The sequence below is a fragment of the Alicyclobacillus sp. SO9 genome (genome assembly GCF_016406125.1).
Classification (GTDB): domain Bacteria; phylum Bacillota; class Bacilli; order Alicyclobacillales; family Alicyclobacillaceae; genus SO9.
Genome location: NZ_CP066339.1, coordinates 4098407 through 4121080, shown reverse-complemented (window position 1 = coordinate 4121080; position 22674 = coordinate 4098407). Strand labels below are relative to the sequence as shown.

Here is a 22674-nt window from a genome sequence, read left to right as displayed (position 1 = left end):
GTCCGAGTCGGCGACTCCAAGAACGTATTCAGGTATTGACGTTGACGGTGTACATCGAAACAATAGAGAAGATCTGCACCTGCAGCGGCCTGCGTGAGCTTTCACCAGTCGCAATGGTGTATCAGTAACGAACGAATTATTAGCAGAAGACACACGAGAGGTGAGAGCGCCGTGATAGAGTTTCATTTGCCTGACACAGGGGAAGGCATTACAGAAGTCGAAGTGGTGCGGTGGCTGGCTCAGGAGGGGGAACGGGTACAACAGTACGAGCCGATGGTAGAAGTGCAAACAGATAAAGCCCTGGTCGAATTGCAAGCCCCCAATACCGGTTACATTCAGGAAATTAAGGCGCCTTCCGGAACTCTCGTGAAAGTGGGCGAACTGTTAGTGGTTATAGATGATGAAGATGTGCCCTTTGGGAAAAGAAAACTGTTTTCAAAGTCTTCCAAATCTCAGGGGGGAGAGAACGAACCGGCCCAAGAGGCAAGTCAAAACACGTCCCCAAAAGCTGACAGTGACCACGTCAACGCCACACCGGGAATTCGGCAGTTCGCTCGGGAGATGGCCGTTGATTTGAGTGCGGTGACGGGATCGGGCCCCAATGGCCGGATTGAGCGGGCTGATATTGAGCGCTACATTCAAGAACACCAGGCACTGGTTCATTCCCAAGATGCGCAACGAAGCCTCTCCGAAAACGGAGCATTGCTGTGGGATGTAGTACATCAAGCGAAGTCCACTGCCCGCAAGCGGTCGTCTGAAAAGGCGCTACAGGTGGGCGCAGATGAGGATTCCGTCCGCCGCTTGCATACTCCGAGCAAACAGCGCTTGACTCCGGCTGACGCGTCAGACCAACGCACACCTACACGAGTTCCATTCCGCGGTGTCCGCCGCGCCACTGCTGAGCGAGTGACAAAGTCTGCATTTACGGCACCTCATGTAACGGCATTCGATGACTGCGAAGCGACGTCACTTGTGAAATTGAGAGACCGGTGGAATGAACGGTTGGAAAAAGAAGGTCAACGAGTCAGCTACCTTCCGTTCATTATCAAAGCCTTAGTCTCGGCGTTGCAGGTCTTCCCTTACTTTAATGCTAGATTGGACGATGAAGCGCAAGAAGTCGTGTTGTTGCCGGAATACCATATTGGCATTGCCATGGATACACCAGACGGTCTGTTTGTCCCTGTGGTGCGCAATGCTGACAGACTGTCGATTCGTGAGGTTGGCGAGGAGATTTATCGGCTTTCAACAGGTGTCCACAATCGCACATTGGCTCAGGAAGACCTGAGAGGGAGTACCTTTTCGATTACAAACATGGGTCCTATTGGCAGCCTGTTTATCACGCCAATCTTGAACTACTCCGAGGTCGGCATTATCGGAACACACCCGATTCAACGCAAGCCTGTGGTGCGCGGAGACGACATCGTAATTCGGGATATCATGACACTGTCTCTTTCCTTTGACCACCGCGTGATTGACGGTGCCATGTCCGTTCGCTTCTTGAACCACGTGAAAAACCTGATTGAACACCCGGAAGAGTTAATGCTCGAACTGCACTGAGAAAGTTTGCTAACAACTGTCATGGTTTGTTCCCTGGTTTTGTAATGTCGTACCCATGATGAGAACTTTATGTTTCCAGGTTCGTTTGAGTGTGCTACGATGGATTTGCAATTAGTTTAATACTGTAAAGGGTGAAAGCATTGCCGCTGGATAAAATCAAGGACCCTGAAACGACGCAGTTATTTGAGGCATTGTTGACGCTAAAGAGTGTAGAGGAATGCTACAGTTTTTTCGACGACATCTGCACAATTGGTGAGATAAAGTCCATGGCGCAACGTCTCCAAGTAGCAAAAATGCTGGAGGACGGCAATACTTATCACCAAATAGAAGTAGAAACGGGAGCGAGTACTGCTACCATCAGCCGAGTGAAACGCTGTCTCCACTACGGTGCAGACGGGTATTCCTTGGTTCTCAATCGCCTAAAGGACTAGGTGCCAAAGCTACGAACAGAATCGGCGCAATCAAGCAGGTCAGAACGGCCACAATGATGATAGCTCCGCCAAGAAATGCGGGCAGCGTTCCAATTCGTACGCCAATGTCTGCTGCGGCGACAATAAGACTCAGGCGGGCGGATAGCAGGAACCCGCCCGCCAACGCTCCGCGCGCTCCGAAGTGTTTTCGCAATTGCCAACTAGGAATGATTTTGACAACGAATGCCACCCCGAGGAGCAATACTATCCACATCCAGGTTTCAGGATTGCGAAAACTGTCGAAATGAAAATTCAGGCCCACGGAAATAAAGAATACGGGTACGAAGAATCCGTAGCCCACGCCATGGCTGTAATCTTTAATCCGTTTTTTAAAGGCAAACGGCAATGCAGAAACCAGAATTCCAACTAAAAAACTGCCTAGGATTGGTTCGGAACCGGTGAACTCTGCTAAAGCACAAAATGCGCTAATGAGAGCTATAACAGCCCTCATTCGAGATTGAATGTCTGGAAACAGTGCGCGGACCACTGGGAATCCGCGACTCCAGTTTGCAGTAAAGTACACAGCCAGAGCAATTGGGATAATTGATAGAGCAAACAAAAAATCACTTACCTGGCCAGATGAACGAACACTGACGAACAGGGATACCAACAGCATGGTCGACAGGTCGGCCATAAGGGATGCAAGAAGCAGAGTCTGTCCATATGTACTTTGGAGTGTTCCATTTTCTTCTAAAATGGGTAGTATCACGCCCATTGACGTGGTTGCAAATAATAAGGTCAGCATATACGGGTGAGCAGGCCCCAGTCCTGCAAAGACTAAAATTTGCGAAAATAGAAAACTGATGAGCATGGTTGATGTAAAAATGGAGATACTTAGATATACAGGGTTTGGTCCCGGCCCTCGTTTCCTCCACAGTTGCGGTTGCAGCAGGGAAACGTCTACTTCCAATCCCGACAGGAACATTAAAAAGAGTAGGCCGAAATCACCCAGTTGATCGATCCAACGCATCTCGTCCCCGGATAGCGTAATCACGTCAACATGCAGCAGTATGCCGAACAGCAGATAACCGATGGCTGAAGGAATACGCAAGAGTGGAATTCGACTTACGAGGGTGCTAAAGATAAAGGACGCGGCCAGTATTAATAAGAACACTTGTAGGGTCTCATTCATTGAGTATTCCTCCTGCCGCCTTCGTAGGACTTTCATAAGTAGGACTATCTTAAGATCTATGACCCGTCGGACAACCTTATGTCCAAAGTTTCTCGTATGGACGTTTGTTTGTAAGAAAATTCGTATAGGATATTAACAAGGATTGAATAAATCAGGAATTCTTTTTGGGAATTGTGCCCGGGCTATAGAAAACTCTGAAATTTTTATGGTAGAGTATGTGAAGAGCAGGATGTCCATGCTGCTTAAGACTTTGATTGATAGGAGAATGAATGTTGAAACTGTTGGAAAAAGTGCAGGAATTAGGGCAGTTGTTACGCTCCTCCAGCGATCACGTAGATTTCCATGACGTTGCCGAGTTTTTGAGCAAGGTAATGACGTGTAATGCCTACATCGTTGGCCGCAAAGGAAAAATTCTCGGATATGGTGTGGTGGAGCATGCCTTAACTGACGAGTGGATGCGAATCATGACCGAGGAACAGCGTTTCCCCGGTGATTTCAACAAACATCTGCTGCGCGTCGAAGATACAGTAGTGAACTTGAAGGACAAAGAACCTTTCTACGTGTTCTCACCGGAAGAGAATGAATCATTCCGGTCGAAGCATATCATTGTGGCACCAGTTGTTGGAACGCGCGAGCGTCAGGGGACCATTGTGTTTGCCAGGTCATCTTCGCCCTTTGAAGACGAAGACTTGGTGCTTGCGGAATACAGTGCCACGATTGTTGCACTGGAGGTTGTGCATGCAAGGCAGCAAGCCAAAGAAGAAGAGGGGCGCCAACGCGCACTTGCCCATTTGGCTGTTGAGTCTCTGAGTTTCTCTGAATTACAGGCAGCTAAGTATCTGCTGGATGCAGTCCGTAACTCACAAGACGGTATTGTCGTAAGCAGTCAGATTGCGGATGAGCATGGTGTAACCCGCTCTGTGATTGTTAACAGCATTCGTAAGCTTGAGAGCGCCGGAACCATTGAGAGTAGATCACTTGGAATGAAGGGTACTCATCTGAAGGTACTGAACATCTTTGTTGAAGAGGAAATTAATCGTCAGTTTGATAGGTGAAGTAAGTGGCAAGTAGATTCATTAAGCTAGGCAAGGAAAGTCCTGCTCTAAAGGAATGTCTTGTTCTAGGTTCGAGAAGAAAAGAAATGCGCCGACTTGATTGCTAAATCGGCGCATTTGCATTGTTTAAGCAGGTTACTTGAAACGTTGTACAAATTCGCGGGCTTCCCGTGTGGAGACTCCACGGGTTTTACGGTAAGCCTGAATGGCTTCGTAGGTCTTTCCGTCTTTTACAAGCGTTTGAATTTCATCCATAAGTTCATCTTCAGGAGATTCCACCTGAAGTTTTTCTGCCATGGCAGACTGCATTCTCAGCAATTGTTGTTGAACGACAGACAGAGATGTCAGTTTTTGTTCCATTCGTTCAAACAAGAACAGGAAATACAACAGCAGCAGCCAGGATATCACGAGAGCAACAGTAAGTACCGTGTTCAAGGCGCGTCCTCCTTAACGCAGGGCGTCCTCCAGACCCAACCAGTAGTAGCACAGAGTGCGAAGTCCCCTGTCAAAATTGGAAAGTGTAAAATGTTCATTTGGTGCGTGAAAATTTTCGCTTTCTAAACCAAATCCCATTAGAACGACGGGCGTATTTAAGACACTTGAGAAAGTGTCCACCACAGGAATAGATCCGCCCATGCGACTAAATGAAGCGGGTTTTCCGTACGCTTTTGCATAGGATTCTGCTGCCAATTGAATAGCAGGGTGATTAAAGGGCGTCAAGTATGCGTTCCCTCGGTCTGTTTTGATGACCGTGGATTTGACACCAGGTCGCGTGTGTTTTTGCACATGAGCCTCGACTTTGTCGAGAATGTCATCCGGGTCCTGGGCTGGAACCAGACGACAGGTGATTTTAGCGTGTGCTTCACTTGGAATCACCGTTTTTGTTCCTTCTCCTTGATATCCCCCATAGACGCCGTTGATTTCTAATGTCGGCCTTCCCCAAATCCGTTCTCTCGGCGTATAGCCCGCTTCACCATAGAGAGCTGGGACATCCAGTTCTTTCATGAGTTCAGCATCGTTGCTGCCAAGAGTTGCATAGGCGGACCTTTCATCTGGGGTCAAATCAGTCACACTGTTGTAAAATCCTTCGACAGCGACACTGCCGTCATCGTTGTGCATGCTGTCCAGGATATGTACCAAAGCATGTAGAGGGTTCTGAATGGCACCGCCGTATAGCCCTGAGTGCAGGTCGCCTTTGGCACCTTTGACATCTACTTGCAGCCCCGCCAATCCTCGTAAGCCGTAGCAAATGGAAGGCATGTCCGGCCCAAGCATTGTCGTGTCTGAAATGACAACAATGTCTGCTGCCAGGAGTTCTTGGTGTTGACGGACAAATTCAGGAAGGTTTAAACTTCCAATTTCCTCTTCACCTTCAAAGCAGAACTTCACATTTACCGGTAGTTCTCCGTTGGTTTCAAACAGAGCTTCAAAAGCCTTGAGGTGCATAAACACCTGCCCTTTATCGTCTGAGGCACCTCTTGCATACAATTTTCCGTCGCGAATCTCTGGTTCGAACGGTGCAGAGTCCCATAGCTCAACGGGATCGACCGGTTGAACGTCGTAATGCCCGTACACCAGAACTGTGGGCTTACCCTCTGCATGAAGCCAGTCCCCGTAAACAACCGGGTGACCCTTGGTGGGCATCAGCGAGACATTCTCAAAGCCAATGTTCCGCATTTTGTCACTCAAAAACTCAGCACAAGCAGCGACGTCCTGCGCATGCTCAGGCTGCGTGCTAATACTTGGAAATCGCAGAAATTCAAATAGTTCCCGCAAATGTTTATCGCGTTGTTGTTCAAAATAAGTATCAAATGATTGGGTCAACAGGGCATACTCCTTCCAATTAGAGTCCATCATCGTCATTATAGCATGGTTGTATTTGAGAATCAGATTCCTCTTTGCGTTTACCTTGGTCCTTAAAATGTAACAGTTTTTTTACTCTTCACAAATAGCGAGAGAAGGTCTATAATGCACAGTAGAAGTTTCCTTAGGGAAACTTATTGTCGGGAGCGAAAAAATTTGGCGTGTGGTGAACGATGCGTATTGAACGTTAAAGACGTACACAACAGTTGATGAACGGGATTTGCCCGTAAGCTGCCTTCGCAAAGGAGACATGGAGGATGAGTGAAAGTATTATGCGCAACCGTACGTCTGCGTCAGAACGGGCAGTTACATCCGGCCGGCTTGCCATACAAGGTAAGCGACGAGGAATCCGCGCGCTGTTGCCTTTTATAGGCCCATCAATGATTGCAGCAATTGCCTATGTTGACCCGGGCAACTATGCCACTAATATTCAAGGAGGAGCCTTGTACGGCTTCAAACTGATGTGGGTGGTCTTGCTTGCAAACCTGATGGCCATGGGAATTCAGAGTTTGTCTGCTAAACTTGGCATTGCCACAGGAAAGAACTTGCCCGAGATGTGCAGAGAACATTATCGACCCTGGGTTTCGGTTGGTCTTTGGGTGATTTCAGAAATTGCGGCCATGGCGACGGATGTTGCCGAATTCTTAGGTGCCAGTTTGGGACTCTATCTGCTGTTTCACATACCTTTGTTGTTTGCCACGCTAATAACGGGTGTGGCCACGTATTTGGTGCTGATGCTAGAACGTTATGGATTTCGGCCCCTAGAGATTGCGATTGGCGTGTTACTTGGTGTGATTGCGTTGTCGTACCTTGCAGAGACGATTTTCTCGAAACCGGAATTCTTGCCAATGTTGCATCGCCTTGCAATTCCTTGGCTCGGAGATAATCAAAGCGTGTTGTTGGCTGTAGGCGTGGTCGGTGCCACGGTAATGCCTCATGCAGTTTACTTGCATTCAGGGTTGACGCAAGGGAGGATTCGGCCGGAAACGAAGGAAGAGGCCCTGAAGATCTACAAATTTGAGCGAATGGACGTCATTGTCGCTATGACCATCGCCGGGTTGGTGAATTTGGCCATGATGTATATGGCGGCGGTTGTATTTCATGGAACTGGTCATACCGGGGTGGCCGATATCACGACGGCTTACAAAACTCTCTTCCCATTGTTGGGCTCGGCTGCCGCAGGGGTGTTTCTTGTTTCCTTGCTTGCTTCCGGATTATCTAGTTCCGCGGTTGGAACCATGGCCGGTCAAGTCATTATGCAAGGATTTGTCGGATTTTCCATTCCGATTTGGATTCGCCGACTTGTTACAATGATACCTACGGTAGTCATCGTTGCACTTGGGGTATCGCCTACAAAGGCGCTGATTCTTAGTCAGGTTGTTCTGAGCCTGGCGTTACCGGCACCTTTGATATCTCTCATACAGTTTACGAAAAGCAAGAAACTGATGGGAAACCTGGTGAACCCTCGTTGGGTCACCGTTGCTGTTACGGGAATTACGGGTCTCATTTTGCTGCTGAACTTCACATTGCTTTATCTGACCTTTGTGCCGAACGCCGTTCTCTAAGTTCACAGGGGGCTGCCTTCCTGATAGAATTTAGGAATAGCGAAAAGATATGGTCACCGTTTAGTAATATCTGTCCTTTGCACATACATGCTAAAAGTGACTATACTATGTTTAGTGCAAGGAGAAGGAGTGTGAAATGGTGGATCGTGAGACAATAGCCTCGAAACTGCAGAAATCCTGCAATCTTTGGTTTGAGGGTTGTACCTGTCACCCTGAACCGCACGAGATTCAGCGTCTGCATCATTATATGAGACATGTTATTCTGCCGACGTATTACCCGCCTGCAGAGGGCGATACCGTTGAGACCTGCTTGGAACGGATATACGATATACTGACCGCCCAGATACACCGTGCGATGTTCCAGCGCTGCATCGATCAAGTGGCAGAAGGCGCAGAGTCTCTGGTCGTTGCGCACCAAATGGCAGATGCAGTCGTTGAACGCTTTCCTGAACTGCAGGAACGCTTATACGAAGACGTGGATGAGACTTTTAACGGCGACCCTGCTGCGGCGAGTTACGATGAAATTTTGCTGACCTACCCGGGGATTATGGCGCTGGGAATCTACCGCATGGCTCACATCCTGTTCGAGTTGAACATTCCACTGTTACCGCGCATGATGGCAGAATACGCTCATCGCGTGACGGGAATAGATATTCATCCTGGGGCAAAGATTGGGCGGAAAATCATGATTGATCACGGTACCGGCATCGTGATTGGAGAAACCGCTGTGGTGGGGAACCATGTACGAATATACCAGGGAGTCACGATTGGAGCGTTATACTTTCCTCGCGACGAAAAAGGGTTTATGCTTCGAAGTGCAAAACGGCATCCCACCATTGAAGAAGGTGTCGTGCTCTATGCACATGCGACCGTTCTCGGCGGCGATACAGTGGTTGGCCATCACAGCGTAATTGGAAGTAATGCGTGGGTGACGTCGAGTATCCCGCCGCATTCCAAGGTGCTGTATCAGACGGAAAGCATTATTCGTACCAAAAAGGGCAGCTAAGCGCTGTCTTCTAAAAAATACACCGAAAATATTGGGTGAAACCATACCATATACAGGTCAAGAATGGACAAAGGTCTGACTTGCTTCGGGACAAAAGTTTGATGTTTCATTGAATGCATAATGCTATAGTCAGGTTAACCCTTTTCCCCTAGACGGCACATCCTCGTTAGAGGCTGTGCCAATTTTTTTGTTGACTGAGATCAGAATGCATACGAATGTGTAGCTGGTTTAGTTCGCAAAGACAGTGCAGCATGCAGGTCTGTCGCGACATCGCTTCTCTTGATTTGTATTTCAGAGTGAACTATTATCGGAATAGCAGAGGTTTTTCTGTAAAACCGCATACGATTCCTTCGGGGCAGGGTGAGGCACGGTGTGCCAATTCCCGATCGGTGGTGACGCAGATGCGAAGTCCACGAGCCGCAAGGCAGGAACTGGTGAGAGTCCAGTACCGACGGTATAGTCCGGATAGTAGAAGGAGAACGTTGACGACAGGCGAGTTGCGCCTGTTAGATTGAATGTGTGTGGCTACAAGCGCGTCAGTCTAGGCTCAGAAGCTTGTTGGCTTGCATTCTTTCTGCGTTCAGGATTAGATACAGTGTTCGAAGTATGCCCCCCTGGAATCGTTGTTCAGGGGGCTTTTTAAATTGCTGGAAAGCACAGTGGATGAACACTACATGAAAATTGCACTTCGGTTGGCCGAGTCAGCCCGCGGTCAAACGACGCCCAATCCACTGGTAGGCGCCGTCATCGTGAGAGACGGACGAATTGTAGGAGTTGGAGCCCATCTATACGCAGGGGGTCCCCATGCGGAAATTAATGCACTAAACATGGCTGGCGATAAAGCAGTTGGATCCACAGTGTATGTCACGCTGGAACCTTGCAGCCACTACGGCAAGACGCCTCCTTGTGCAAATGCCTTGGTGGAAGCAAATGTTGAGCGGGTTATCATTGCGGTACAGGACCCGAATCCAGAGGTATCCGGTGCAGGTATTCAAAGACTGCGTAACGCTGGTATTGAGGTTGAAGTCGGAGTTCTTGAAGCAGAGGCGAGGGCTCTTAACAGTGCATTCTTTTGCTGGATAAGGAAAGACAGACCTCTCATCGTCTGGAAGGCTGCCGCGACTTTGGATGGATATATTGCGGCGGAGACTGGAGACAGCCGCTATGTGACAGGACCGGAAGCAAGGCACGCCGTCCACGCCCTGCGGCGGCGTATCCCTGCTATTGCGGTGGGTGTTCAGACCATCATTACAGACAATCCTCAGCTGACTGACCGGTTTGGGAACAGTCAGCAAAGACAGCCGTTACGCGTTGTCTTTGACTCCACATTGCGTACACCCGTGTCAGCCAAAGTGTTGCAGGAACCAGGGCAGACACTGTTCTACACTACGGAGCGGGCCAGTCCTCATCGTACTCACGCGCTGGAAGAGGTAAACCCGGGAAATGTGAAAGTGGTTGCTCTGCCGTCTACTCCTGAGGGTCATGTTCCCTTGCAGGAGGCGTTGACTGAACTGTCAGCACGAGGAATTAATGAGCTGTTGGTGGAAGGGGGAGCGACAATTGTATCGCAACTGCTGCGGCAGCAGTTGATTGATGAACTCGTGTATTTTGTCGCTCCAAAAATTCTTGGCGGAGGAATTCCCGTGTTGGCTGGACTTGGCCCGACCCTAATGACGGACGCTGTCTCTGTGCAAAATGTGACTTGGGAACAGATTGGACCAGACTTGTGTTTGCGGGGAACGCTCAAATATGACGACGTGTGAGTTCCGTTTCGTTTCATCTAGTTCTGTTAATTTACACAAGTGCCGGACCCATGGAGACAGACTGAGTTGACGGTCAGGACTCTGAACAGCGGGACGAGACAGGGGGTGAAGGGTCGTGTTTACAGGGTTGGTGGAAGAAGTGGCAACGGTAGAACGGGTTGTGTCTGAGGAACACAGTGCGCATCTGCGTCTGCGCGCCAAGACAGTCCTAACAGACGTTAAAATTGGGGACAGTATTGCCATAAATGGTGTTTGTCTGACCGTTGTGGCTTTTGACGCAAACAGTTTTCTCGTGGATGCGGTTCCGGAAACAATGCGTAAAACCAACTTGGGACGATTACGCTCAGGCAGCCGTGTAAATTTAGAACGAGCGTTGAAGCTAAGTGACCGCTTAGGTGGGCACATTGTCTCAGGCCACGTTGACGGAACTGGAACCTTAATCAGACGGGACGATGAGGGCATTGCAAAGGTTTTAACCATTGAAACCGAGCACAGTGTAATGGCCTACATTGCAAACAAAGGGTCCATTTGCGTTGATGGTGTCAGTCTTACAGTGATGGATACGACAGACAAGAGTTTTCGAATATCCGTGATTCCTCATACCGGAACAGCTACGACTCTCTTGAGTGCGGCTCCGGGAGATGTTTTCAATTTGGAATGCGATGTCCTGGCTAAATATGTTGAGAAACTGCTGGGTGTCTCCCAGAGCGGTGACGGACCTCAATCGGGATTGGACATTGATATGGACTTATTGAGGAGAACTGGTTTTGCTTAATAGAAAAGATGGCTCAAAAGGAAAAGAGGGAACGTCATGTTGAGTAGTATTGCTGATGCGTTGGAAGACCTGAGGCAAGGAAAGATGATTATTGTTGTGGATGACGAAGACCGTGAAAATGAAGGAGATTTGGTAGCATTGGGGGAATTTGCTGATGCTGCTGTGGTCAATTTCATGATTACACACGCACGCGGACTCTTATGTGTACCTGTGACCTCAGATACGGCAGAGAAACTCGGTTTCGCGTCTATGGTTGAACACAATACAGACTCCTATGGCACGGCTTTCACAGTATCAGTCGATGAAGCTAGTACAAAAACCGGGATCTCAGCTTTTGAAAGGGCTGAAACAATTGCTGCTATTCTCAACACTGAAAGCGGCCCAAACAACTTTCGGAAGCCGGGTCACGTCTTTCCACTTGTTGCTAAGCCAGGCGGTGTGCTTCGCCGTGCAGGGCATACAGAGGCTGCTGTGGATTTGGCGCGACTTTCCGGGTTTTCTCCAGTTGGAGTCATTTGCGAAGTCTTGAATGAAGACGGAACAATGGCACGTCTCCCAGAGCTTGAAACATTTGCAAAAGAACACGAATTGAAAATTATCACCATTGCCGATCTCATTGCTTACCGCAAACAATCAGAGAAACTCGTTGTGCGGGAGGCCAGTGCCTCATTGCCCACGGAGTACGGAGATTTTAGGGCTGTGGTCTATTCCAACAAACTAGATGACAAAGAGCACATTGCATTGGTCAAAGGAGAGTTAGACGACAAACCCACACTCGTCAGAGTGCATTCCGAATGTCTAACAGGAGACGCATTTGGCTCGTTGCGCTGTGATTGCGGACCTCAGTTGGACGCAGCCTTGCGCCAGATAAACGAAGCGGGAAAGGGTGTCCTCCTGTACCTTCGACAGGAGGGAAGAGGGATTGGTCTGTTAAACAAAATCAAAGCGTATGCACTGCAGGACGAGGGAGCAGACACGGTTGAAGCCAATCATCGCCTTGGCTTTCCTGACGACTTGCGCGACTATGGAATTGGTGCGCAGATTTTGCATGACCTGGGTGTTCGGAAAATGCGATTATTGACAAACAATCCGCGTAAGGTCAGCGGGATATACGGGCATGGTTTGGAAGTGGTGGAACGCGTTCCACTCGAAGTGCAGAGCAACCCCCATAATGAGCGCTATCTAGATACAAAACGGGAAAAACTGGGACATTTGCTCCGCTGAGGAATGTGTCGGCCTAACAGGATATGTCGGGGAGCAAAGTACATGACTTGCTAAGAAGGCAGCCGTGCTGTCTACGGCTAGATGGTTTAAGGAGAGTGTGCAGATGAGTACATTTGAAGGAAATTTAGTTGGACAAGGACTTAAAGTCGGTATTGCAGCAGGTCGCTTTAATGAGTTTATTACTGCGAAGTTGGTATCAGGCGCCTTTGATGCATTGAGAAGACACGGTGTGGCTGAGGATGATGTAGACTTGGCCTGGGTACCAGGTGCTTTTGAAATTCCGTTTGCTGTAAAGAAGATGGCTGACAGCGGCAGATATCAGGCTGTGATTGCTCTAGGTTGTGTGATTCGCGGCGCTACGCCCCATTTTGACTTTGTGGCAAGTGAGGTCGCCAAGGGTGTTGCCAATTTATCTTTGACATCAGGTGTCCCCATACTGTTCGGAGTCCTCACCACAGACACGATAGAGCAAGCGATAGAACGTGCCGGTACGAAAGCGGGGAACAAAGGCTTTGAAGCAGCCATGTCAGCCATTGAGATGGCAAATTTGTCTGTGCAGTTTGACTGAACTGCACTTGGTTAGGACTTGGGAGCGGGGGCGAGTGACGTGAAGAATCGGGTGAAGTGGGCTGGATTGACTGCCGTATTCGTCGGTAGTCTGAGTTTGGTTGGCTGCGGTTCGCATGTGAACTCTGCAGCTAACAAGACGGCTCCTGCTGCGGATGCAGCTGGGAATCCACCCTTTCAAAACAAATTGAAGATGGAGATAGGCAGAAAAATAAATCGCTACAACCCGTACTCCGTTAACGCTGGAGTATTTAGCAATGTGAAAGTCGAGACTCCCCAAGGGAAGACGGTTTTCCTGAATGCCAACAAACAACCAATTCTCTTTACCGCGTACTGGTGTCCGCATTGTCAAAGAACACTCGTATTGCTAAAGAAAAATCTCAGTCAGCTTCCGGTGCGGCCAATCGTTGTCAGTATGGGATTTGCGAGTGGCACCACCCTTGCGGAGGCTAAAAAGCTTGAGACGCAGGAGGAAAAGGTGTTAGGGCTGGGAACGGCATTTCAAATTGACTATGGATTAAGCTTGGGCAAGAAAGACGTACCAAAGGGATTCCCAACACTGGTTTACTCTGATGGAACTCAGTTAAGAATGTTGTACGGGGAACATACTTTGAAAATATGGAAAGAAGCATTGGCAAAGGCACAGCGGGCGCAATAGCACTTTTTTTAAATGTGAAAGAGCGAAAAGCCCGGAGTACGGTAAACTGTCTTGAGGGACGGTAAACGCATGTACTCCGGGCTTGCATTTCTATCTGAATTGATTGCCTGTCTCACAATGCCTTGTGTGTGGGAATCAGCATCAACCTTTGACGGTCAGCCTTAAAAACTTTCCATTTACATCCCAGTCTTTTGTAAGCTCGCCAGCCATATCTGCTGCTGTCTCATCCGCAAAATGCAAGGTGTCGATTAAGACTGTTTCGGCAATTTTATCCCGGTACTTTTTCAAAATCTCCATCACGGTCTCATCCCCCATCGCGCCAAATTGCACGCGCTGTGTGACGCTGTAGTCGACCTCTTTTCGCATCATTTGCATCTTTGAAATGATTTCTCGAACGAATCCTTCTTCAACGAGTTCCTCAGTCAATTCAGTATTGAGTCCGACGAAACCGCGGCGCCCTACATCAATTAACCCTGCAAACGCTGGCTGATATCGGATTTGCGCTTGCTCATCCGTGACTGTATTTCCCGCCAATTCAACCTTCCCGGTTTCTGCAAACGTCGCAATTTGCTCTGCAGAAGCTTCCTTTGCAGCTTGATTGATGGTTGGGACCAGCTTTCCGTACGCCTTCCCAACTTCCTTCAAGTTGAGGTAGAGTTCGGGTTTAGCAATGGCTTGTAAACCTGTAAATTCAACCGACTTTACATTCAGTTCTTCCTCAAGGGTTTCGCTGAATTTCTCCAAAATCGGCTGTTTGGCTTGGTCGACGTAGAGGACTGATAATGGCTGCCGTGTCTTGATTTTGCTGTCGTTGCGGAGATGACGGGCCGTTTCCACAACGTACATGACTTCATCCATTTCATCGAGCAGGTTTTGGTCAATCAGCGCTTTGTTTGCTTCAGGAAAATCCTCAAGGTGTACGCTCTCGCGGGCATCTTGTTTGGTAGGACGAACCACATTTTGGTATAGTTCTTCAGCCAAAAACGGTGTTAAGGGCGCAATCAGCAGAGAGAGGCTTCCAAGCACCTCATACAACGTCAAATATGCGGCTGCTTTGTTCGTTTCCATGCCCTGTGCCCAAAACCTGTCGCGATTGCGGCGCACATACCATGTCGAAACGTCAGTGACCAAGCTTTGAATGGTCCGTGCGGCAAAAGTCGCGTCATATTTGTCCATCGCTTCGTCAACTTGCTGGATGGTATGATGCAGACGCGCGAGTACCCATCTGTCCAATAAGGGCCGATCTTCGACCGGAATCTTGTGGGCTGTGGGGTCAAACTTGTCAATGTCGGCATACAGAGCATAGAACGCGTGAACGTTTTGCAGGATGTCGACAAACTTCGCCTTACTTTCAGCTACAGCTTTGTGATAGAACCGTTGTGAATTCCAAGGCTGTGTATTGGACAGAAAGTAAAACCGCAGAGCGTCTGCACCGTGCATGTCAAAGGCTTCGAACGGGTCAATCACATTGCCCTTGGACTTGGACATCTTCTTTCCGCTTTCATCCACGACGTGTCCTAATACCAGTACGTTTCGATAGGGCGCTCGTCCCTTGACCAGAGTTGAGATAGCCAGCAGGCTGTAGAACCACCCGCGAGTCTGATCAATGGCCTCACAAATGTAGTTTGCCGGATACAGTTCCTTGAAGGCTTCCTTGTTTTCAAATGGGTAGTGCAATTGTGCAAAAGGCATACTCCCAGAGTCAAACCAGACGTCAATCACCTCGGGAACCCTCGTCATTGTGCCGCCGCAATCGCACGGCCACGTGATATCATCGATATACGGCTTATGGAGTTCCGGCGGCAGCTTGCCTGCTTTCCCTTGCAGTTCCTGCTTCGAACCGATGCAGTGGGTATGTCCGCACGTATCACAAACCCAGATGGGGAGGGGCGTGCCCCAGTAGCGGCTGCGAGAGAGATTCCAGTCAACCAGGTTTTCGAGGAAGTTGCCCATTCGTCCTTCGCGGATGTGACCGGGCATCCAATTGACTTCATTGGAATTTTCCAACATCAGGTCTTTTACTTCGGTTGTACGAATGAACCAACTGTCGATAGCGTAGTAAACCAGAGGTGTATCACAACGCCAACAATGAGGGTACGAGTGCTCGTGTTTGTGCTTGTTGTAAACAAGGTTTCGCTTTGCGAGGTTTTTAACAATCTCCACATTCACTTGCTCATCTTTTACAAATCCGCCGGCGAAATCTGGAACTTTGGAGGTGAAATGTCCTGTTAAGTCAACGAAATTGACAAAAGTGACGTCATGTTCACGGCATACGCGGTAATCCTCTTCACCGTGAGCCGGAGCCATGTGAACAATGCCTGTACCGGATTCGTCTGTAGCATGCATTGAGGTAACAACCACATGGCGTTTGCCTTCGGTAACATAGTCAAAAAGTGGATAGTAAGCGAGATCAGCCAACTCGGTTCCTCGCTCCGACGCAATCACCTCGTCGCCTTCAGAGAGAAAGTTCTCCTTCAGCCCGTCAGCCACCCAGTAATTCTCGTTATGCTCCTTGGAGTGAATCAGTACGTAGCGTAAGTCAGGGTTCACGGCAAGCGCCACGTTACTTGGAAGCGTCCACGGTGTTGTCGTCCATGCAAGAATATACGTGGGTCGCCCTTCCACTTGTTCTTTCAGTAAGAATTTCGCTGTCACAGACAAGTCTTTTACGTCCTTGTAACCCTGGGCAACTTCGTGACTCGAAAGTGTCGTCTCACAGTGGGGACAGTATGGGCTGACACGGTGCCCTTTGTATAGCAAGTCCTTTTCATGCACCTGCTGCAATAAGTTCCAGACAGATTCAATGTAGTCGTCCGTAAGGGTCATGTAGGGGTTATCCATGTCCACCCAGTAGCCCAGCCGCTCGGAAAGCTTGCGCCATGTGGCTTCATACGTAAAAACACTCTCTCTGCATTCTTTAATGAAGCGTTCAACACCAAATTCCTGAATTTGTTTCTTGCCGCTGATTCCATGCTTCTTTTCCACTTCAATCTCGACGGGGAGACCGTGGGTATCCCATCCAGCCTTACGCATTACGTGATAGCCTTTCATGGTCTTATACCGCGGATAGACGTCTTTCATGACGCGGGTAAGGACATGACCTGGGTGCGGTTTTCCGTTTGCTGTGGGCGGGCCCTCATAAAAAACGAATTCCTGATTTCCTCTCCGAATTAATTCACTTTGTTCGAATACGTTGTGTTCTTTCCAGAACTCGAGTACACGCGCCTCTCTGGCGGCTGCTGATTCTTTGGCGTCTACCTTGCGAACCATCCCTGCACCATCCTCTGTAGTTTGAAATGAAGTGTTCCATTTTTTCGGTGTGCTGTAACTGTACACTTTGAAGCTGAGAAAATAAAAAACCCCGCCCTGCGAAGGGGCGAGGAGAATCCCGCTGTACCACCCAACTTACGCCGAGGTTGAAAGTACTGTGCACGGCGTCCATTAGTCAAACGCGTATTTCGCTGCAGGCACATGGCGAATGCAATTGTCCCAGCCACCGAAATACTTCGCTTGTCTCTCTATAACGGAAGAGAACCGAGACTGCCTACTCAGGCAACGAAACCGCTTTGCCCTTCGACAGTTGCCCACAAGGTGATGTTCATACTCTGTTGGCCGCAGGATTTCCACCAACGCCTGCTCTCTGATAAGAAGACCTCAACCGAGACTACTTGTCCTTGTCCTTGGCTTTGATATGAGGCAAGATGATGTCAAACACAGTTTAGTTAAACAAAATTGACTTCGGGCTGAACACAACATACGATGAGACCTGTCGTGTTCGTCCCGTAAGTTTTACAACGTTCTTTTAGTAAGGCGTATTTTATCACACAACGAAGTTGTCTTCCAATACTGCAGTGTAAAATCACTGTGACGCAAAGCCGCTTGCGCGCAGATTCAAGGAACACTTATGGAGCTCTTATGGAACATTGCAGGAACACTTCAAGGAGGGAAAGCCTTTTGAAACCGAAAGCTGTTGTGATTTTAAGCGGAGGTCTAGACAGCACTACCTGCATGGGAATTGCGAAAACACAAGGATATGAAGTTCATGCCCTGACTTTTAACTACGGGCAACGCCATCAGATTGAACTGCAAAAAGCGAAACAAGTGGCTGAGCATTACCAGGCTGCGGATCACCGCGTGGTCAAACTGGATTTTCTAAAACAGATTGGCGGCAGTGCGTTGACCGATATGGACTTGACCGTACCGACAACGGGGGTAGGAGAAGACATCCCTGTCACCTACGTACCTGGTAGAAACTTCATGTTTTTGTCCATGGCCGCTTCTTATGCCGAAGTGATTGGGGCGACAGCCATCTTTATGGGTGTTAATGCCCTGGACTACAGCGGTTATCCGGACTGCAGACCGGAATTTATTCATGCAGTACAGGAGGCCTTGCGTGTTGGCACGAAAGCAGGCGTTGAAGGCCATCCGATTGCCGTCGAAACACCGCTCTTGCATTGGACCAAAGCTGAAATTATTAAAAAAGGCATGGAGCTTGAAGTACCCTATCACTTGACAACATCCTGTTATCTTGGTGAAGAAGAAGCGTGTGGGGAGTGTGACAGTTGTCGGCTGCGGCTGAAGGGTTTTGCAGAAGCAGGGTACACCGATCCCGTTTTATACAAGAAGCACTAGCAGAGATAAGGGCCTTCGTTATTCTCAGCAACGGTGATGCTGCATGATGAAGCCAATTATTGAAATTCATTTATCAGGCGCCAAGCTTTCTCTAGTTGCGAGCGGCGCTGATTTCCAGAAGTAATGTATGTTTGAATGAAGTGCATGGCTTCAGGAGTCATTCTCAAGAACAGAATGACCCGGGCTTCGTCCAGTGTCAGAGTCAACTGCGTAGTTCCGTCCGGCAGCAGATTTGGCTCAGCATTTCTTTCAACTGTATGGCTCGGTTGTTCGGCAGTCGTCTCAACAGGAGAGGCAGCAATGGAAACCTGAGGTTCTGACAATGCCTCTGCCGACACACCCAAAGCCGCAGCAAGCTTAGCAATCGAGCTGGCATCAGGCGTTCGTCTGTCAGTTTCGTACATGGCTATGGCGCTCGCACTTAACTTTGCAGCCTTTGCCAGAGAGGCTTGCGTCATGCTCTGTTTTTTGCGGAGTGACACGATTCGCTGTCCCACAGACACGGCGACTATTCCTCCTCCGTATTCACCATATGGTTTGCGGTCAGATTGAGACGTTGAAACATAAACTGCCGGATCTGTCCTTCCAGACCAACATCGTCCATGGCCCTTGACATGCAACTCAACCAGGCTTTCGCCCGTTTTGGGGTGACCGGGAACCGAAGGTGACGCGCACGCATCATCGGCTGACCGTACTCCTGCAAATAAAGGGGCGGTCCGCCAAAGAACTGCGTCAAAAAGGCGTATTGTTTTGCTTTGATTTCGCTGAAATCTTCCGGAAAGAGCGGGCTCAAATCGGGATGAGCTGCTACGTAACCGTAAAAGTGCTCGATGAGCCTGCGAAAGGTATTTTCTCCGCCTGCTGCTTCGTAAATGTTGATGGGAGTTTGCAACCTGCTGCCTCCTTTCGTTACCATGAGTGAGAGTCTCACTCATTAGTAGTATAGAGATTGTCCTGGTGAGAATCCAGAACTTCTAGGGACAAATGAAATCCGTTGACTATTCTGCAAATTGTGTGTGACTAAGTTATACTTAGATTGTGCACAATGTGATGAGGATCCCTGTTTACTTCCAAAATCCTGACTTTCACAGATGGGAGGAAGAGCCGTGAATCCATATGATAAGGCCCGTGAACTTGCGCAATCTATTCAATCATCCGAGGTAGCTCGTCGGCTTAAAGACACGAAGGAGCGGATTGAGCAAGACTCCTCCACTCTCGCTGTGTTGCAGGAGTACAGGTATCGTGAATGGGAACTTCAGACAAAGCTGGTGGATGGACAGGAATTGACTGAGGCAGAGCGGGAGTCAATTGATAAGCTTCGGAATATGGTCCAGAGCAACCCGGACATCGCTGTCTACCTGGAAGCGGAGCGGCAACTGACCGTAATGTTGATGGATATTCAGGATATCCTGTCGCAAACCATGGATGAGTTTGTTTTTTCACACCCTGGAGAAACGGATACTGCAGAATTGGACTAAGGCCCAAAACGAAAGGAGCATTGCCAAAATGAAAGTTACATATCATGGACACGCTTGCTTTACGGTGGAGGGTAATGGGCATTCACTCATTATCGACCCGTTTTTGACCGGCAACAGCTTGGCCGACATCAAGCCGGAAGACGTAAAAGTTGATGCCATCTTATTAACCCACGGTCACGGCGATCACGTTGGTGATACGGAAACTATCGCAAATAAGAATAAGGCTCTTATCGTGGCGCCGTTTGAGTTGGCTATGTACTTTGGACGGCAGGGGCTGAACGTTCATCCGATGCATTTAGGCGGCGGACATCAGTTTGACTTCGCTCATGTAAAATTGACCCTGGCGTTTCACGGATCGGGCATTGAGCTCCCTGACAGGATAGAATATGCTGGTAACCCGTGCGGTTTTCTTGTTACGATGGACAACAAAACCTATTATCACGCCGGAGACACGGGACTCTTTGGCGATATGAAGTTGATTGGAGAACGCAGTCACATTGATGTGGCTTCTTTGCCAATCGGAGACAACTTTACAATGGGACCTGACGACGCGCTGCTGGCCGCAGAATGGATTGGTGCAAAGAAAACAATTCCGATGCACTACAATACATTTGATTTGGTGAAGCAGGACGGAGAAGGATTTTGCAATCAACTCAAGGCCAAAGGACTGGATGCAACAGCCTTGAAGCCAGGTGAATCTGTAGAAGCGTAGCGGTCTCTGGAGCTGTTAAAACTAACGTATATACAAAACAGGGAGGCATGCCCTCCCTGTTTTGCGTATTAAAGGGAAACTTTTTGTTAGTGTTGAACTTCGTTTTCTGCCATTCGCATCATAATCTTTGCAATAGAGTGTCGCTCGTCCTTGTCGCTGGCGTCCCACATTTGCTTCAGGAGTCTTTCCTGAGCATTTTTGGGGTCAACCTTGTCAGACAGGAAGCTGCCCATTTTTTCGGCGACGCTAGCAATTTGGTCGTCGGACATACCCATCTTCTCCGCGCGATTTACTTGATCGCCAAGAAATTCTTTCCAGCGTTCAAAGTTCTCCAGTGCGTTCATCTCTAAATCGCCTCCCTGGGATATACCTTGCAGAGCTCTGTGGCTCACCGTTTATTCTTGCCGCATTGGCGGGAGGACTATTCATAAGTGTTTGCCGCGTGCCATATGTATCAGTCAGGACAAACCCACAGGAGGGGCGTACAATGAGACGCAAAATCGGAATGAGACCGAGCCGCCGCAATACCTTTATTTACATTTGTGCTTTAATTGCCATGTTGGCCTATGGAATCCCGCGAATTCCAGCACTGAAACCAGGCTTAGCTGGATCATTTAGTGCCGTCTGGATTCTGTTCTGCGCGTTGGCCATAGCGGCCAATGTATATTTCTTCGTTGGAGCTGACAAAGAGCGCAGCAGGATGCTGGAAGAACTGGATGCAGATAAGGACGACACTTCTAGTGCTGGTTCCGCAGGAAAAAAATCAGCAGTTTCTCGTTGACTTACTCCAAAATGTCCTTTTGCAATGACGTCCCGCGAGAACGATGGTTGCGCAGTTGATTGCTTTCGTGGGACTCAAGCATTTTCCCCCTGACAATGATGTCCTCCCCATATTTGTCCCGCAGCTTATCTGTAATTTTAGTGAGTTGGCTCCGCTTTTGGATTCGTTCCATCTCTGCTTCAGTGTGTTCGCTGCTGGTAAAGAGGGATGTCTGCCGTTCAATAGGCACAGCGCCCGTTTCCGAAGAAAGTGAGCTGATGGTCACACCGACAAGACGAATTGCTCTGTGCCCATTCCAATGCTTAAGGAGCAGCTGATGTGCACTGTCATAGATGTCTTCAGTCAAATCAGTGAATGACGACCGGGTGTCTGCCCGCGTAATCGTTTGGCGATTTGCAAAGCGCAGGGTGAGTGTCACAGTTCGCCCTGTCAATTGGTGGCGTCGTAAGCGGCGTCCCACTTGATCGGACAAATTTAGCAAAACTCTCTCCAAGTCATCAAGTGTTGCGGTATCCTCTGCAAGTGTGATGGAGTGGCCGACACTCTTCAAAGGTTCAGGGTCAGGGTTGACTGGTGAGTCGTCCTGACCGTTGGCCCTAGCGGAGAGTTGGAGACCTCGCTTTCCAAACCAGTCGTACAGCCGCTGTTTGTCTGTCTGTGCCAGGTCGCCGATGGTGTGTATATGGAGGCTTTGCATTTTTTCAGCAGACCTCGTACCCACTCCGAACATGTCTCCGATGGGAAGCGGCCATAGCTTATGCGGGACATCTGCTTGCCACAGTTCAGTGAGACCCAACGGTTTCTTCATATCACTGGCCATTTTCGCCAGAAATTTATTTGGTGCCATGCCAATGGAACAGGGGAGGTCCAGTTCGGCGGAAATACGCTGCTGGATTTCAAGCGCAATTTGAAACGGTGTGCCAAACTGTGAGCTTCCGCTAATGTCTGCAAAACATTCGTCAATACTAAAGACCTCAACCAATGGCGTGTACTCCCTGACAATTTCAAAGACAGCCTTTGAATACCTTCGGTACAATGCAAAGTCTGGGTGAATCAACACCAACTGCGGACACTGTCTCAGGGCTTCTGCAACTGTCATGGTCGTATACACCCCAAGCTGTCTCGCTTCGTAACTAGCTGTAACCACGACTCCATGTCGGGTCTCCGGGCTGCCAGCCACGGCTGTCGGCCTGTTCTTGTAGGCTGTTGGGTTTTCAGCGGCGTGACAACTGCAGTAAAATGCGTTCATATCGATATGCAGGACCTGACGTGGCAACTCTTTTGAACTGTTCCCTTCAATGATCACTGCAATCGCCTCCAATTTGTATTGTAGCACGTAGCAGCCCTTTCTCAGTGATACAATATATCAAGAGCAAAGGACTGGAATTTACTGCAGAAATTCTGCATACTGAGAATGCGTTATTGTGGAAGGTGAG

At 48.9% G+C, this 22674-nt stretch carries 22 protein-coding genes and 1 riboswitch; of the genes, 14 read left to right on the top strand and 8 right to left on the bottom strand.

Annotation, left to right across the window (positions count from 1 at the left end):
- Positions 1-171: 171 nt before the first annotated feature.
- Together GI364_RS19280 and GI364_RS19275 are read left to right on the top strand one after the other, a co-directional pair.
- Positions 172-1557, top strand: coding sequence for a dihydrolipoamide acetyltransferase family protein (locus tag GI364_RS19280; protein ID WP_198850824.1), 1386 nt, complete (start codon positions 172-174; stop codon positions 1555-1557).
- Positions 1558-1697: 140 nt separating this feature from the next.
- Positions 1698-1988, top strand: a complete 291-nt coding sequence (locus GI364_RS19275) for a YerC/YecD family TrpR-related protein (protein WP_198850823.1) — start codon at positions 1698-1700, stop codon at positions 1986-1988.
- Here the strand turns inward: GI364_RS19275 and GI364_RS19270 are convergent.
- A complete protein-coding gene (locus tag GI364_RS19270; protein ID WP_198850822.1) occupies positions 1969-3159 on the bottom strand; it encodes a cation:proton antiporter in 1191 nt (396 codons plus the stop codon). The genes GI364_RS19275 and GI364_RS19270 overlap by 20 nt on opposite strands.
- 269 nt (positions 3160-3428) lie before the next feature.
- On the opposite strand from GI364_RS19270, the gene codY reads away from it, so the two are divergent.
- On the top strand, positions 3429-4214 hold the full coding sequence (codY, locus tag GI364_RS19265) for a GTP-sensing pleiotropic transcriptional regulator CodY (protein WP_233095882.1): 786 nt from the start codon (positions 3429-3431) through the stop codon (positions 4212-4214).
- Between the two features lie 135 nt (positions 4215-4349).
- Here the strand turns inward: codY and GI364_RS19260 are convergent, their stop codons facing one another.
- Complete coding sequence (locus tag GI364_RS19260) at positions 4350-4649, bottom strand: hypothetical protein (RefSeq protein WP_198850821.1); 300 nt, start codon at positions 4647-4649, stop codon at positions 4350-4352.
- Positions 4650-4661: 12 nt separating this feature from the next.
- Positions 4662-6038 carry a dipeptidase gene (locus GI364_RS19255; RefSeq protein WP_233095881.1) on the bottom strand — a complete coding sequence of 459 codons (1377 nt, stop codon included), beginning with the start codon at positions 6036-6038 and terminating at the stop codon, positions 4662-4664.
- Between the two features lie 296 nt (positions 6039-6334).
- Between GI364_RS19255 and GI364_RS19250 the strand changes: the two genes are divergently transcribed.
- The 7 genes from GI364_RS19250 to GI364_RS19220 all read left to right on the top strand — a co-directional run bounded on the left by GI364_RS19250 (position 6335) and on the right by GI364_RS19220 (position 13635).
- Positions 6335-7642: an Nramp family divalent metal transporter gene (locus GI364_RS19250; protein ID WP_198850820.1), complete on the top strand. Its 1308-nt coding sequence runs from the start codon at positions 6335-6337 to the stop codon at positions 7640-7642.
- Positions 7643-7778: 136 nt separating this feature from the next.
- Complete coding sequence (gene epsC / locus GI364_RS19245; protein WP_198850819.1) at positions 7779-8648, top strand: serine O-acetyltransferase EpsC; 870 nt, start codon at positions 7779-7781, stop codon at positions 8646-8648.
- Between the two features lie 342 nt (positions 8649-8990).
- Positions 8991-9129, top strand: a riboswitch (FMN riboswitch).
- 163 nt (positions 9130-9292) lie between these two features.
- Entirely contained in the window at positions 9293-10411 is a 1119-nt protein-coding gene (gene ribD / locus GI364_RS19240) for a bifunctional diaminohydroxyphosphoribosylaminopyrimidine deaminase/5-amino-6-(5-phosphoribosylamino)uracil reductase RibD (protein WP_233095880.1), read from the top strand.
- A 115-nt stretch (positions 10412-10526) separates the two neighbouring features.
- Positions 10527-11186 carry a riboflavin synthase gene (locus tag GI364_RS19235; protein ID WP_198850818.1) on the top strand — a complete coding sequence of 220 codons (660 nt, stop codon included), beginning with the start codon at positions 10527-10529 and terminating at the stop codon, positions 11184-11186.
- A 36-nt stretch (positions 11187-11222) separates the two neighbouring features.
- Positions 11223-12410, top strand: coding sequence for a bifunctional 3,4-dihydroxy-2-butanone-4-phosphate synthase/GTP cyclohydrolase II (locus tag GI364_RS19230; protein WP_198850817.1), 1188 nt, complete (start codon positions 11223-11225; stop codon positions 12408-12410).
- A 103-nt stretch (positions 12411-12513) separates the two neighbouring features.
- A complete protein-coding gene (gene ribE / locus GI364_RS19225) occupies positions 12514-12978 on the top strand; it encodes a 6,7-dimethyl-8-ribityllumazine synthase (RefSeq protein WP_198850816.1) in 465 nt (154 codons plus the stop codon).
- 39 nt (positions 12979-13017) lie between these two features.
- A complete protein-coding gene (locus tag GI364_RS19220) occupies positions 13018-13635 on the top strand; it encodes a TlpA family protein disulfide reductase (RefSeq protein ID WP_198850815.1) in 618 nt (205 codons plus the stop codon).
- 141 nt (positions 13636-13776) lie between these two features.
- Here GI364_RS19220 and ileS read toward each other — a convergent pair whose 3' ends face one another.
- A complete protein-coding gene (ileS, locus tag GI364_RS19215; RefSeq protein ID WP_198850814.1) occupies positions 13777-16905 on the bottom strand; it encodes an isoleucine--tRNA ligase in 3129 nt (1042 codons plus the stop codon).
- 645 nt (positions 16906-17550) lie between these two features.
- Between ileS and queC the strand changes: the two genes are divergently transcribed.
- Positions 17551-18267 (top strand): 7-cyano-7-deazaguanine synthase QueC, encoded by a 717-nt coding sequence (gene queC, locus GI364_RS19210; protein ID WP_198850813.1) that lies wholly within the window; start codon positions 17551-17553, stop codon positions 18265-18267.
- A gap of 56 nt (positions 18268-18323) precedes the next feature.
- On the opposite strand, the gene GI364_RS19205 is transcribed toward queC, so the two are convergent.
- Complete coding sequence (locus GI364_RS19205; RefSeq protein WP_233095879.1) at positions 18324-18770, bottom strand: helix-turn-helix domain-containing protein; 447 nt, start codon at positions 18768-18770, stop codon at positions 18324-18326.
- Between the two features lie 5 nt (positions 18771-18775).
- Complete coding sequence (locus GI364_RS19200; RefSeq protein WP_370541869.1) at positions 18776-19147, bottom strand: globin domain-containing protein; 372 nt, start codon at positions 19145-19147, stop codon at positions 18776-18778.
- A gap of 226 nt (positions 19148-19373) precedes the next feature.
- Between GI364_RS19200 and GI364_RS19195 the strand changes: the two genes are divergently transcribed.
- Together GI364_RS19195 and GI364_RS19190 are read left to right on the top strand one after the other, a co-directional pair.
- The gene (locus GI364_RS19195; RefSeq protein WP_198850811.1) at positions 19374-19745 is read left to right on the top strand and encodes a YlbF/YmcA family competence regulator; all 372 of its coding nucleotides are present in this window, start codon (positions 19374-19376) and stop codon (positions 19743-19745) included.
- A 28-nt stretch (positions 19746-19773) separates the two neighbouring features.
- Complete coding sequence (locus tag GI364_RS19190; RefSeq protein ID WP_198850810.1) at positions 19774-20457, top strand: metal-dependent hydrolase; 684 nt, start codon at positions 19774-19776, stop codon at positions 20455-20457.
- An 86-nt stretch (positions 20458-20543) separates the two neighbouring features.
- Here GI364_RS19190 and GI364_RS19185 read toward each other — a convergent pair whose 3' ends face one another.
- Positions 20544-20801, bottom strand: a complete 258-nt coding sequence (locus GI364_RS19185) for a DUF3243 domain-containing protein (protein WP_198850809.1) — start codon at positions 20799-20801, stop codon at positions 20544-20546.
- A gap of 143 nt (positions 20802-20944) precedes the next feature.
- Here GI364_RS19185 and GI364_RS19180 point away from each other — a divergent pair, with 143 nt between their 5' ends.
- Positions 20945-21238 (top strand): hypothetical protein, encoded by a 294-nt coding sequence (locus GI364_RS19180; RefSeq protein WP_198850808.1) that lies wholly within the window; start codon positions 20945-20947, stop codon positions 21236-21238.
- Between the two features lies 1 nt (position 21239).
- Here the strand turns inward: GI364_RS19180 and GI364_RS19175 are convergent, their stop codons facing one another.
- Positions 21240-22544: a DNA polymerase IV gene (locus GI364_RS19175; RefSeq protein WP_233095877.1), complete on the bottom strand. Its 1305-nt coding sequence runs from the start codon at positions 22542-22544 to the stop codon at positions 21240-21242.
- Positions 22545-22674: the final 130 nt, after the last annotated feature.